This is a genomic window from Clostridium sp. 'White wine YQ' (genome assembly GCF_028728205.1).
In the GTDB taxonomy this organism is placed as follows: domain Bacteria; phylum Bacillota; class Clostridia; order Clostridiales; family Clostridiaceae; genus Clostridium_T.
This window is the reverse complement of record NZ_JAQYUU010000001.1, coordinates 677,829-690,190: the sequence shown is the minus strand read 5'-3', so window position 1 is coordinate 690,190 and position 12,362 is coordinate 677,829. Positions and strand designations below refer to the sequence as shown.

Annotated in this window: 14 protein-coding genes; all 14 read right to left on the bottom strand. The window is 32.1% G+C overall.

Translation table 11 applies throughout. From position 1 onward, the window contains the following. Window positions 1-2: 2 nt before the first annotated feature. The 14 genes from fabZ to purF all read right to left on the bottom strand — a co-directional run bounded on the left by fabZ (window position 3) and on the right by purF (window position 12,346). Entirely contained in the window at window positions 3-425 is a 423-nt protein-coding gene (gene fabZ / locus PTZ02_RS03315; protein WP_274226394.1) for a 3-hydroxyacyl-ACP dehydratase FabZ, read from the bottom strand. Window position 426: 1 nt separating this feature from the next. Then, window positions 427-900 carry an acetyl-CoA carboxylase biotin carboxyl carrier protein gene (accB, locus tag PTZ02_RS03310; RefSeq protein ID WP_274226393.1) on the bottom strand — a complete coding sequence of 158 codons (474 nt, stop codon included), beginning with the start codon at window positions 898-900 and terminating at the stop codon, window positions 427-429. A 12-nt stretch (window positions 901-912) separates the two neighbouring features. Beyond that, the gene (fabF, locus tag PTZ02_RS03305; protein WP_274226392.1) at window positions 913-2,151 is read right to left on the bottom strand and encodes a beta-ketoacyl-ACP synthase II; all 1,239 of its coding nucleotides are present in this window, start codon (window positions 2,149-2,151) and stop codon (window positions 913-915) included. Window positions 2,152-2,161: 10 nt separating this feature from the next. Beyond that, on the bottom strand, window positions 2,162-2,902 hold the full coding sequence (gene fabG / locus PTZ02_RS03300; protein ID WP_274226391.1) for a 3-oxoacyl-[acyl-carrier-protein] reductase: 741 nt from the start codon (window positions 2,900-2,902) through the stop codon (window positions 2,162-2,164). A gap of 1 nt (window position 2,903) precedes the next feature. Next, the gene (gene fabD / locus PTZ02_RS03295; protein WP_274226390.1) at window positions 2,904-3,839 is read right to left on the bottom strand and encodes an ACP S-malonyltransferase; all 936 of its coding nucleotides are present in this window, start codon (window positions 3,837-3,839) and stop codon (window positions 2,904-2,906) included. A 163-nt stretch (window positions 3,840-4,002) separates the two neighbouring features. Continuing rightward, entirely contained in the window at window positions 4,003-4,224 is a 222-nt protein-coding gene (acpP, locus tag PTZ02_RS03290) for an acyl carrier protein (RefSeq protein ID WP_274226389.1), read from the bottom strand. A gap of 25 nt (window positions 4,225-4,249) precedes the next feature. Then, window positions 4,250-5,221 (bottom strand): beta-ketoacyl-ACP synthase III, encoded by a 972-nt coding sequence (locus tag PTZ02_RS03285; protein WP_274226388.1) that lies wholly within the window; start codon window positions 5,219-5,221, stop codon window positions 4,250-4,252. Window positions 5,222-5,234: 13 nt separating this feature from the next. Next, window positions 5,235-5,681 carry a MarR family winged helix-turn-helix transcriptional regulator gene (locus tag PTZ02_RS03280; protein ID WP_274226387.1) on the bottom strand — a complete coding sequence of 149 codons (447 nt, stop codon included), beginning with the start codon at window positions 5,679-5,681 and terminating at the stop codon, window positions 5,235-5,237. Between the two features lie 208 nt (window positions 5,682-5,889). Beyond that, the gene (locus PTZ02_RS03275; protein WP_274226386.1) at window positions 5,890-6,384 is read right to left on the bottom strand and encodes a flavin reductase family protein; all 495 of its coding nucleotides are present in this window, start codon (window positions 6,382-6,384) and stop codon (window positions 5,890-5,892) included. A 163-nt stretch (window positions 6,385-6,547) separates the two neighbouring features. Next, complete coding sequence (purD, locus tag PTZ02_RS03270; RefSeq protein WP_274226385.1) at window positions 6,548-7,795, bottom strand: phosphoribosylamine--glycine ligase; 1,248 nt, start codon at window positions 7,793-7,795, stop codon at window positions 6,548-6,550. A gap of 10 nt (window positions 7,796-7,805) precedes the next feature. Continuing rightward, window positions 7,806-9,305 (bottom strand): bifunctional phosphoribosylaminoimidazolecarboxamide formyltransferase/IMP cyclohydrolase, encoded by a 1,500-nt coding sequence (gene purH / locus PTZ02_RS03265; protein WP_274226384.1) that lies wholly within the window; start codon window positions 9,303-9,305, stop codon window positions 7,806-7,808. A 16-nt stretch (window positions 9,306-9,321) separates the two neighbouring features. Beyond that, window positions 9,322-9,933, bottom strand: a complete 612-nt coding sequence (gene purN, locus PTZ02_RS03260) for a phosphoribosylglycinamide formyltransferase (RefSeq protein WP_274226383.1) — start codon at window positions 9,931-9,933, stop codon at window positions 9,322-9,324. Further along, window positions 9,921-10,922 (bottom strand): phosphoribosylformylglycinamidine cyclo-ligase, encoded by a 1,002-nt coding sequence (gene purM / locus PTZ02_RS03255; protein ID WP_274226382.1) that lies wholly within the window; start codon window positions 10,920-10,922, stop codon window positions 9,921-9,923. The genes purN and purM overlap by 13 nt, the downstream gene beginning before the upstream one ends. Window positions 10,923-10,930: 8 nt before the next feature. Beyond that, complete coding sequence (purF, locus tag PTZ02_RS03250) at window positions 10,931-12,346, bottom strand: amidophosphoribosyltransferase (protein ID WP_274226381.1); 1,416 nt, start codon at window positions 12,344-12,346, stop codon at window positions 10,931-10,933. Window positions 12,347-12,362: the final 16 nt, after the last annotated feature.

Below are 12,362 nucleotides of genomic sequence, written 5' to 3'. Positions count from 1 at the left end.
ACCTATCCTATTGCAAAGAGAATTTCTCCTTGACATGCTATTTTCCCATCTACTTTAGCAGTTCCTTTTCCTATTCCTATCGGGCCTTTAACTTTTATTATTTCAATTTCTAATTCTAATTTATCTCCAGGAACAACTTTTCTCTTATATCTTACCTTATCTATGCCTGCTAGGAAAGCAGTTTTTCCTTTAAATTCTTCTTTACTTAATATTGAAACTGCTCCCATTTGTGCTAAAGCTTCTATCATTAATACTCCAGGCATAACAGGTTCTTCCGGAAAATGTCCTTGGAAAAACTCTTCATTAGCTGTTAAGTTTTTATAACCTTTAGCTCTAACTCCTGGTTCTAATTCCTCAACTCTATCTATTAATAGAAATGGATATCTATGTGGTATAATTTCTCTTATTTCTTTTACACCTAACATCTTAATCCCTCCTAATTCTAAATAACGGTTGACCAAACTCAACCATGCTTTCATTTTCAACTAATATTTCAAGAACTTCTCCACTTACTTCACTCTCAATCTCATTCATAAGCTTCATAGCTTCTATTATACACAAAGTATCACCTTGTTTAACTCTTTTTCCAACTTCAGCATAAGCTGGCTTATCTGGTGATGGAGACATGTAAAATGTACCTACTATTGGAGATTTCACAATATATCCCTCTTGAGCTGGTGCACTTATTATAGTTTCTTCTTTATTAACAATTGTAGTTTCTGAACTAGTAATATTAGCTACTGGAACTGGACTTGCAGCAGTTACTACTTCCTTTACTTCACTACTTCTTGTTGTTGATTTATCCATTTTTAAATAACAGTCATCTGTTTTGAATTCAAATAAAGCTAAATCAGATTCATTTATTAAATTAATAAGTTCTTTAACTTCTTCAATTTTCATATTGAGTTACTCCTAATCCCATTTTTTTATTAACAATGTTGCATTATGTCCACCAAATCCTAGAGAATTTGATAATGCATATTTTACATTTGCATTTTTCCCTTTATTAGGTACATAGTCAAGGTCACATTCCTCATCCTTAACCTTATATCCTATAGTTGGAGGAACAAAACTTTCTTCCATTGCTTTTATACAAACTATTGCTTCTACTGCTCCTGCTGCTCCAAGCAAATGTCCTGTCATAGACTTAGTTGAAGAAACTGGTATTTCGTAAGCTTTTTCACCAAATAATTTTCTTATAGCTAAAGTTTCAAATTTATCATTATATGGTGTTGATGTTCCATGAGCATTAATATATCCTACTTCTTCTGGCTTTATCCCCGCTTCATCTATAGCTAATTTCATTGCCTTCATTGCACCTTCTCCATCTGGTGATGGTGAAGTTATATGATATGCATCACAGTTTGATCCATAACCAACTATTTCTCCGTAGATTTTAGCTCCTCTATTTTGTGCATGTTCAAGGCTTTCAAGTATTAAGATACCTGCACCTTCTCCCATAACAAATCCACTTCTCTCTTTATCAAAAGGTATAGAAGCTCTATCCTTGTCATTTGTAGTATTTAATGCCTTCATGTTAGTAAAACCGGAAACCCCTGATTTTGTTATAGGTGCTTCTGTTCCACCTGCTATCATTATATCAGTATAACCATGCTTTATATTTCTATAAGCTTCTCCAATAGAATTAGTACCTGATGCACAAGCTGTTACAACTGATGTACATATAGCTTTTGCCCCAAATTTTATAGCAACATTTCCTGCAGCTATATTACCTATTGCCATAGGGATATATAGTGGTGAAACTCTTTTGTTTCCTTTTTCAAAAAGCTTGAAGAATTCTGTTTCCATGGTATTGTAACCGCCAATACCTGACCCTATTATAACACCTAATCTATCTCTGTCAACTTTATCTAAATCAAGTTTAGCATCTTTAATAGCTTCATCAGCTGCTACAATTGCAAACTGAGAAAATCTATCCATTCTTCTGCTTTCTTTCTTTTCCATTACTCCATCTGTAGTAAAATCATCTTTTACTTCTGCAGCAATCTTTACATCAAAATCACTTGTGTCAAATGCCTTAATAAAATCTATTCCGTTAACCCCATTTTTACAATTATTCCAAAAGTCTTGAGCATTATTTCCTATAGGAGTTACAGCACCCATCCCAGTTACAACTACTCTATTACTCATTATTTCCTCCTTACATCACCATTCCGCCATCTACATTTAACACTTGGCCTGTTATATATGAACTTTCATCTGATAATAAAAATGCTACTGCATTAGCTACATCTTCTGCCTGACCAAGTTTTTTTAATGGAAGTGTTTTAATCATTTCTTCCTTTATATTATCTTTTAAATCTTTTGTCATATCAGTTTCTATAAATCCTGGTGCAACAGCGTTTACTGTTATTCCTCTTGGACCTATTTCTTTTGCTAAAGATTTTGTCATTCCAATTATTCCTGCCTTTGAAGCAGCATAATTAACTTGACCTGCATTTCCTGCAATACCTACAACTGAAGAAATATTAACTATTCTTCCTGCTCTTGCTTTTAATAGTATTGGAGTAATTGCTTTTGAACAGTTAAATGCTCCTTTTAGATTTGTTTCAATTACTGCATCAAAATCTTCTTCTTTCATTCTAAGGATCAATGTATCTCTAGTGATTCCAGCATTATTTACAAGTCCGTATACTTCTCCAAAAATATTCTTTGCTTCATTAATTAAAAATTCTGCATCAGCATATTTGGATACATCAGCCTTTACTTTTTCTGCTTTTCCACCAGCATTAACTATTTCTGAAACCACTTCTGAAGCTTCAACTTCATTACCTCTATAGTTAACAATAACATTTGCTCCTAAAGCTCCAAGCTTTATAGCTATAGCCTTACCTATCCCTCTATTAGCACCGGTAACAATAATAGTTTTATCTTTAAGCATTTTAAATCTCCTTTAATCCTTCTAAAGTTTTTGATAAACTCTCTAAATTTTCTACATTGAATGTAGTAACTTCTCTATTAATCTTTTTAACAAAACTTGTTAAGGCTTTACCTGGACCTATTTCAATAAATACATTAAAGCCATCTTTTATCATATTATTTATTGTTTCTTCCCATCTTACAGAACTCATTAATTGTTTTCTTAGTACGTCCCTAACATCTTCATTATTTTCATAGATAGTACCTGTTAGGTTTTTATAAATAGCTAAATCTGGCGTATTTACTTCTATATTATTTAATTCACTTAAAAGCTTATCTCCAGCACCTTTAAGCATAGAACTATGAAAAGGAGCTGACACAGGTAATGGTAAAGCTCTGCCGCCTTTTCCTTTAATTAATTCAGCTGCTAATTCTAATGCTTGTTTTTCACCTGATATAACTATTTGTCCTGGGCAATTAAAGTTTGCCACCTCTACAACCCCAGTTTTTGAAGCTTCTTCAACTACTTCATTTACTGTAGCCTCATCTAATTTTAGAACTGCAACCATTCCACCAACACCTACTGGAACTTCTTCTTGCATAAATCTTCCTCTTTTTTTAACTAGAGGAATAGCATCTTCTAACTTAATTGCTTTTCCATAAACTAAAGCGGAATATTCTCCAAGACTTAATCCTGCTGCACCTTCCGCTTTAATCCCCTCTTCTTCAATAGCCTTTAAAATAGCTAGTGTTGTTGTTAAAATGGCTGGTTGAGTATTTTCAGTTTTGTTTAAATCCTCGACAGTACCACTAAAACAAAGTTCCTTAATATCAAATCCTACTAAAGCATTTGCTTTGTCATAAATCTCCATTGCTGAAGGATATTTTTCTGCAATATCCTTTCCCATTCCACTGTACTGAGCTCCTTGCCCTGCAAATATAAATCCTATTTTTTTCATACATATCCTCCTATTTAATAAGTCAGATATTCAATATTTTAAGTTTAACTATTGATTTATACATGCCAGAAAATCGCAAATTTCCTGCGATTTTCTAACAAATACAAACTAAGTTTCAAAATTAAAATCTTATATCTGACTTTAAATAAGTTTTATTTTATTATTAAGCTATTTTTGCTGTTACATAATCTACAGCATCTTTAACACTTTTAATATTTTCTGCATTTTCAAGTTGAATTCCAAACTCTTCTTCTAATTCAATTATTACTTGGAATAAGTCTAGTGAATCAGCACCTAAATCTTCAAATGTAGTTTCTAATTGAACCTTATCCTCTTCGATTGCTAATTGCTCACTTACTATCGCTCTTATTTTTTCAAATACCATTTAAATATCCTCCTAATTTATGATCTTACCAATTTAATATTAAGGCTCCAGAGGTTAACCCAGCGCCGAAACCTACTAAAATAATTTTATCACCCTTCTGCAATAATCCCTTTTCATCCATTTCATTTAGTACTAATGGGATAGTTGCTGAAGATGTATTACCATATCTTTCTAAGTTCATATAGAACTTTTCTATTGGTTCATTTATTTTTCTTGCAACATAATCTATAATTCTTACATTTGCTTGATGAGGAACTATATATTTAACCTCATCTAATGAAATATTAGTTTTTTCTAGTAATTTATTTATATTATCAACCATTACTCCAGTTGCAAATTTAAATACTTCTCTTCCATTCATTATTAATTTCTTATGTTTTATATTATCTTCTTCAGTAAATGGAGACTTAACATCTAATGCACCACATGATAGTGAACTACCTTTGCTTCCATTAGAGCTTGTTGCTCCAGCTATTATACCTTCAGTTTCTGATCTTGTTATTATAGCTGCTCCAGCACCATCACCAAACAACACTGCTGTTGATCTATCCTCCCAATCTAGGAGTTTAGATAATACTTCTGATCCTATAACTAAAGCATTGTTATACTCTCCGGTTTTAATCATTGAACTAGCAACAATACATCCATAAACAAAACCTGAACATGCTGCATTAAGATCAAAGCATGTAGCATTTACTGCTCCTAATTTATCTTGAACTATACAACTTACTGATGGGAAAAACATATCTGGTGAAACTGTAGCTACTATTATTAAATCAATGTCTTCTGCCTTCAAACCACTTTTTTCTAATGCATTTTTTCCTGCTTTATAAGCTAAATCTGAGCAGTCCTCATTTTTTGAAATTCTTCTTTCTTTAATTCCTGTTCTTGTACTTATCCACTCATCTGATGTATCCATGATTTTGCTTAAATCTTCATTTGTTACGATATTTTCAGGTGCATAAGCTCCAACAGAAAGAAACTTACTATATATCATTTATTTCTCCTTTTTATAAGTCATTTTTTTCCTTGAAAAATTTTGATAACTTGCTTAAAGATGTTACTAGTATTTCCTCTTCAGCTGGTTCTAATCCATCAACTATATCTTTAATCATATCTCCATGAAACTTTTCATGAAGTCTATAGGCAAGCTTCCCTTTTTTAGTTAATTGAACCTGAACTACTCTTCTATCTGTTTCAATTCTATTTCTTTCTACATATCCTTTTTTAATAAGCTTATTGATCGCTGTAGTAAGAGTTCCTAATGTAATCTTTAAATCTGCTGCTACTTCAGACATATTCCTTGCTGTATACATACCAATTGCTTCAATCGTATGTATTTCAGTTACAGATAAATCATTAAGCACACCATTTTTTAAAGTTTTTTGTTCAATTACAAGAATATCATTAAATATTTTAACTAAGAGCTCATTTATTACCTGCTCTATACGATTCATCTAGTCTCTCTCCTTTACTAAGCTCAAGTAAGTTTATTAATTCTGGAGTTAAATACTTTGATTGTCAAATCATTTTATTTGATAATCAAAATATACTACAGAAAATTTCCATTGTCAATGTACTTTTTGTTAATTAAGCATAAAACTAACATATTATGTAATAGGATAAGAAAGCAATAGTTTCTATCCTATTACACTCTTATTTATCCTAATATGCTTTTACAATTTCACCAAAGTATAACATATGATAATCATCATCACCATAGAAGTTTTTAACCATATCTTCTGTTAATGATTCTTTATCTAGTAATTGCTTGAATAATATTTTACATTCAAAATATTTTCCACAACCTTCTACAACTGGTGCTGAAACCTCGCTGCTTTCTTTGTATTTAATCCACCCTTCAGCTTCTTTATCAAACTCTCTCCCTGACTTAGATCCACATAATCCTAGGGCTTCTTTTAAATCTCCATCATAAGGGATGCTTATTGTAAAGTTATCACTTTTTTCTAGAAGACTATACGTATATCTTGAAAGTCTAACTAAAGTCATAAATACTGGTCTTCTATGCATGTATCCAATTGAACCCCAGCTAATAGTCATTGTATTTGCTTTTCCATCTGCTTTTGCGGTTAAGAAAGCACCTTTTTTATAAAGATTGTCTAAAGCCTTTTCTAGATCTTCTGTAAATTCATTCTGCATAACATTACCTCCTAAAAATTTTAAAGACTATCTATATAATATCATAGTTAATAAATATTAAAAACGAGGAATCCCTCGTTTTTAATATTATCATTTCCTTTATTAAGCGTTCTGAAAGATTATAAAAACATGTTAACCGTCCCCATAAGTTTTCACAAATATGTTAACTATCCCCGATATCTTTTCTAAAATACATATCTTTAAAGGAGACATTATTAATATTCTTATATGCTGTAGCTTTTGCCTCTTCTATCGTTTTTCCTAACCCGACTACAGATAGTACTCTTCCTCCAGCTGTTACAAGTTTTCCACCTTTAATTTGTCCCCCAGCTATAAAGACATTGTTTTTAACTTTATCATCTATAGTTATTTCATAGCCTTTTTCAAAATTACCTGGATATCCTTTTGAGGCTAATACCACATTGCAGCATGCACCTTCATGCCATTTAATATTATAACTATCTAATTTTTCTTCTAAAGAAGCCTCTATTAATTCTAAGAAATCACTTTCCATTAAGGAAAGTAAACTTTGAGTTTCTGGGTCACCAAGTCTTACATTATATTCAAGAAGATATGCACCCTTTTTAGTCATCATAACACCGAAGAATATAATTCCCTTATAATCATAGCCTTCTTCTTCTATTCCTTTTAATGTAGGCTTTAATATATTCTCATTAAAGTCTTCTATAACCTCATCACTAACAAATGGATTAGGTGCTATAACACCCATCCCCCCAGTATTTGGTCCTTTTCCTCCATCAAAAATCTGTTTATGATCCTTAGCTGAAATAAACGGAATTATAACCTTTGAATCAGTTATACTTATAATTGAAGCTTCTACTCCTTCAAGGAATTCTTCAATTATAATTTTCTTTCCTGCCCCTTTAAATACATCATCTACCATAAAGCTATATATGGTATCTTCTGCTTCCTTTTTGCTAAAGCATATATTAACCCCTTTGCCCGCTGCTAATCCATCTGCTTTTATAACTAATGGATATTCACATTCTTTTAAGTATTCAATTGCCTTTATATGATCATAAAATTCCTCATACTTAGCAGTTCTTACCCCATACTTCTCCATAAATACTTTTGAATAGCTTTTGCTTCCTTCTAACATCGCAGCTCTTTGTTCTGGTCCAAATATTTTAAGTCCTTCCTTTTTAAAAGCATCAACAACACCTTTAATTAATGGGTCTTCTGGCCCAACTACTGTTAAATCAATTTGGCTATTTTTTGCGAAGTTAACTAATTCATTAATATCAGACATATTTATGTTTTCACATTTATTTTCTAATGCAGTTCCTCCATTACCTGGAGCTACAAAAATTTTTTCAACTTTAGGATTCTGAGCTAATTTCCATGCCATTGCATGCTCTCTTCCACCTGCGCCAATTAATAATAACTTCATAACTGTCCCCCTAATGTTTAAAGTGTCTTACGCCTGTAAACACCATGCTTATGCCATTTTCGTTACATTTTTCTATGGATTCGTTGTCTCTTATTGATCCACCTGGTTGTATTATTGCTTTTATCCCGTGTTTCGCTGCTTCTTCCACTACGTCCCCAAATGGGAAGAATGCATCTGATGCTAATATTGTAGCACCTTCTCCTCTTTCTAATGCTTCAGTAGTTGCCCAAATTCTATTAACTTGACCTCCGCCTATTCCTGTAGCTCTAAAATTATTTACAACTACAATTGCATTTGACTTAACATACTTTACAACCTTCATCCCAAATGTTAGTTGATCTAATTCTTCTTTTGATGGTGCTTTTTCAGTAACTACTTTTAATTCATCAAGTAATTTCTTATCTTCTTCTTGAATTAGCATACCACCATCTACTGTTACCATATACTTTTTATCTTGAGGAGAATTTTTTATTTTAAGTACTCTTAAGTTCTTCTTTGTTTTTAAAACTTCTAATGCATCTTCATCAAAATCTGGTGCTGCTACTATTTCTAAGAATATTTTAGCCATTTCTTCTGCAGTTTTCTTATCTACCTTTTTATTTACAGCCACTATTCCACCAAAAATTGATATTGGATCACAATCATATGCCTTTATATATGCATCGTACACATCTGAGCCTATAGCTACACCACATGGAGTATTATGCTTAAGTGCACAGCAAGCTGTTTCTTCAAATTCACATGCAACTTTCCATGCTATATCTAAATCTTTTATATTATTGTAGGATAATTCTTTTCCATTTAATATTTCAAAGCCATTCATTGAACCATCAACCATAGTAGAGCCATAATAAGCTGCGCTTTGATGTGGATTTTCTCCATATCTTAAATCTTGAAGCTTCTTATACGAAACTGAAAGATATTCTGGATATTCTTCATCTAATAAGAAGTTTGAAATAGCTGCATCATAAGCACTCATTAAGTTAAATACTTTTCCTGCAAGTAATTTTCTAGTTTTGTAACTTACTTCTATGTTTTCAGTTATTTCATTTTTAACCTTCTCATAATCTTTTACATCACTTATTACAACAACATCATTAAAGTTCTTAGCTGCTGCTCTAAGCATAGTTGGACCACCAATATCAATAAATTCAACTTTTTCTTCAAATTCTAAGTCCTCTTTTACCTTTTCAAAGAAAGGATAAAGATTAACTACAACTAAGTCTATTGGATTTATTTCATGTTCTCTTATAGTTTCCATGTGTTCCTTGTTATCTCTAATAGCAAGAATTCCACCATGAATTTTAGGATGTAAGGTTTTAACTCTTCCGTCTAACATCTCTGGAAATTCTGTAACTTCATTTATTTCAATAACATTTATTCCATTTTCCTTAAGATATTTATAAGTTCCTCCTGTTGATATAATTTCAACATTTTTCTCTTGTAAAAACTTAGCAAAGTCTAATATTCCATACTTATTAAAAACACTTATTAATGCTCTTTTAATCATTTATTATCCTCCTAAACTATTTAGAGATATAGCATTTACCATTTTCTATTTTCACCTTATTATCAGAAATAAGTTTAATAGCCTTTGGTAAAAGTTTATGTTCCTCTACAAGAATTCTCTTTTGAAGAGTTTCTGCTGTGTCTTCTACAAAAACAGGAACCACTTCTTGTAATAAAATCTCTCCACCATCAACTTCTTCATTAACAAAATGTACTGTACACCCTGAATACTTTACACCTTTTTTTACTGCAGCTTCATGAACTTTAATTCCATACATTCCAGCTCCGCTAAATGATGGTATTAATGAAGGATGAATGTTTATAATTTTATTTCTAAATACCCTTAAAATTTCTCCATTTAATATTGAAAGATAACCCGCTAATACAATTAAATCAACTTTTCCATCAATTAGATTTAATATTTCATCTGAGATTTTACCTTTATATACTTTTCTATCTAAAGCTATTGCCTCAATGGCGTGATTTTTAGCTCTTTCTAAACCATAAGCCTTTTCAGAGTCTGAAATAACATATTTAATTTCACAGTTTAGATTACCTTTTTCAACTTCATCTATAATTGCTTGAAGGTTACTTCCACTCCCTGAAACTAAAACTGCTATTCTAAGCAAACTCCTTCACCTCCAGCTCTTACATACCCAATCTCATAAGCTTCTTCTCCAAGTTTTTTAAGTTCATCAATTACCTTTCGTGCATCATCTTTATTAACGCAAAGCACATACCCAATTCCCATGTTGAAAGTGTTATACATATGATCCTTATTTACGCCTTTTTCAATAATTAAATTAAATATTTCAGGCATAGGATATGAATCTTTTTTAATTACTGCTGTTTGATTTTCTTTAGTAAACATTCTTGGAACATTTTCTATAAATCCACCGCCAGTTATATGTGCCATTCCTTTTATTTCATATTTATCTAAAAGTGCTAATATTGGTTTAACATATATCTTTGTTGGTGTAAGTAAGGTTTTCCATATTTCCTCCCCATTAAACTTCTCGTTTATGTCAGGAAAAAGCTTTCTAACTAATGAAAATCCATTTGAATGTAAACCTGATGAAGGAATTCCAATTAGAACATCTCCTTCATTAATATTACTTCCATTTATTATCTTATCTTTATCTACAATCCCTACAGCAAATCCAGCTATATCATATTCGCCCTCTTTATAGAAACCTGGCATCTCTGCTGTCTCTCCACCTATTAATGAAGCTTCTGACTGCAAACAACCATCGCACACCCCTTTAACTAAATCGCTTGATACTTCTGCTTCTAACTTTCCACAAGCAATATAATCTAGGAAAAATAATGGTTTTGCTCCATGACATAAAATATCATTTACACACATAGCAACACAATCAATTCCAACTGTATCGTATTTTTTAGTTTTAAAAGCTATTTCTAGTTTAGTTCCAACTCCATCAGTACCTGAAACTAACACTGGTTTTTTATATCCTTCTGGCAATTCAACCATTCCAGCAAAACTTCCAAGACCATTTAAAACATAGCTACTTAAAGTTTCTTTTGCATATTTCTTTATTAAGTCTACGCTTCTATATCCTTCTTCTATATTTACACCAGCTTCTTTATAAGTTAGCATTATTCCTCCTACCTTTCTAAATAGTCTTTTGAAGTTTCAATAGGTGTGCTTACTGGATATTTTCCATTAAGACATCCTATACAAAAACCATTAATACTATTTTTACCCAAAGAACTTATTAATCCGTCTATGCTTAAATATGCCAATGTATCGCATCCTACTATATCGCTTATTTCTTCTACCGTTTTATTTGCCCCAATTAATTCTTTTCTATAAGGAGTGTCTATTCCAAAATAGCAAGGAAATTTAACTGCAGGTGATGCAACTCTAAAGTGTACTTCTGTTGCTCCTGCTTTTCTTAATGCTTCAATTAGATGTCTTGAGGTGGTTCCTCTTACTATAGAGTCATCTATTAAAATAACCCTTTTCCCCTCAACATTGCACTTTAGAGGATTTAGTTTTACAGAAACTGCTCTCTCTCTAAGTTCTTGGTTTGGAGTTATAAATGTTCTGCCTACATATCTATTTTTAACAAATCCCATATCAAAAGGTATTCCTGAGGCTTTAGAATATCCAACCGCAGCAGGTATTCCTGAATCAGGCACCCCAATTACTACATCAGCCTCAATTGGTGATTCTTTATATAGTTGTTCTCCTGCTCTTACCCTTGACTGATGAACATTAATTCCATCTATTACTGAATCTGGTCTTGCAAAATAAATATACTCAAAAGCACATGTATGTCCCCCAGTTTTTTCTGAGTATCTTATGCTTTTTACTCCATTTTCATCTATAATAACTATTTCACCCGGTTCGATATCTCTTATAAATTCAGCTCCTGTTGAATCAAATGCGCAGCTTTCAGATGTTAACACGTATCCTTCATCAATTTTTCCTAATGCTAAGGGTCTTATTCCATATGGATCTCTTACCCCAATAAGCTTATCCTTAGTAGATATAACCATGGCAAAGGAACCTTTTATTGCACCTATAGCATTATAAACAGCACTTTCTATGCCTTTACTTGCTCCTCTTGCGATAAGACTTATTACAACCTCTGTATCAATTGTAGTATCAAATACATATCCTACATCTTCTAATAGTCCTCTTAGCACATCAACATTTACTAAATTTCCATTATGAGCTACTGCAATTGAACCAAGCTTATAATTAGAAAGTAAGGGTTGAGCATTTTCAACCTTTGTTGCTCCTGTTGTTGAATATCTAACATGTCCAATTGCCACGTTTCCTTTAAGTTTGTTTAAGTCTTCTTCACTGAAAGCTTCAGTTAATAGACCTAAGTCCTTGTGCAACGATATTTTTTCTCCATCTCCTACAGCGATTCCAGCACTTTCTTGTCCCCTATGTTGAAGAGCATATAATCCGTAATATGTTAGCCTAGCTACGTCTACTCCGCCTTTTGTATATACTCCAAATACACCGCATTCTTCTTTGAACTTATCAACATTTGGATCTATTAACATTAATCAAACCTCACTT

Bases quoted from the DNA above. Each gene is read 5' to 3' on its own strand.
- accB (WP_274226393.1), bottom strand. From the start codon at position 900: ATGAAAATTGAAGAAGTTAAAGAACTTATTAATTTAATAAATGAATCT.
- PTZ02_RS03280 (WP_274226387.1), bottom strand. From the start codon at position 5,681: ATGAATCGTATAGAGCAGGTAATAAATGAGCTCTTAGTTAAAATATTT.
- purH (WP_274226384.1), bottom strand. From the start codon at position 9,305: ATGATTAAAAGAGCATTAATAAGTGTTTTTAATAAGTATGGAATATTA.
- purF (WP_274226381.1), bottom strand. From the start codon at position 12,346: ATGTTAATAGATCCAAATGTTGATAAGTTCAAAGAAGAATGCGGTGTA.
- PTZ02_RS03275 (WP_274226386.1), bottom strand. From the start codon at position 6,384: ATGCAGAATGAATTTACAGAAGATCTAGAAAAGGCTTTAGACAATCTT.
- purM (WP_274226382.1), bottom strand. From the start codon at position 10,922: ATGCTAACTTATAAAGAAGCTGGTGTAAATATAGAAGAAGGATATAGA.
- purD (WP_274226385.1), bottom strand. From the start codon at position 7,795: ATGAAGTTATTATTAATTGGCGCAGGTGGAAGAGAGCATGCAATGGCA.
- fabG (WP_274226391.1), bottom strand. From the start codon at position 2,902: ATGCTTAAAGATAAAACTATTATTGTTACCGGTGCTAATAGAGGGATA.
- acpP (WP_274226389.1), bottom strand. From the start codon at position 4,224: ATGGTATTTGAAAAAATAAGAGCGATAGTAAGTGAGCAATTAGCAATC.
- fabD (WP_274226390.1), bottom strand. From the start codon at position 3,839: ATGAAAAAAATAGGATTTATATTTGCAGGGCAAGGAGCTCAGTACAGT.
- fabZ (WP_274226394.1), bottom strand. From the start codon at position 425: ATGTTAGGTGTAAAAGAAATAAGAGAAATTATACCACATAGATATCCA.
- fabF (WP_274226392.1), bottom strand. From the start codon at position 2,151: ATGAGTAATAGAGTAGTTGTAACTGGGATGGGTGCTGTAACTCCTATA.
- PTZ02_RS03285 (WP_274226388.1), bottom strand. From the start codon at position 5,221: ATGATATATAGTAAGTTTCTTTCTGTTGGAGCTTATGCACCTGAAAAT.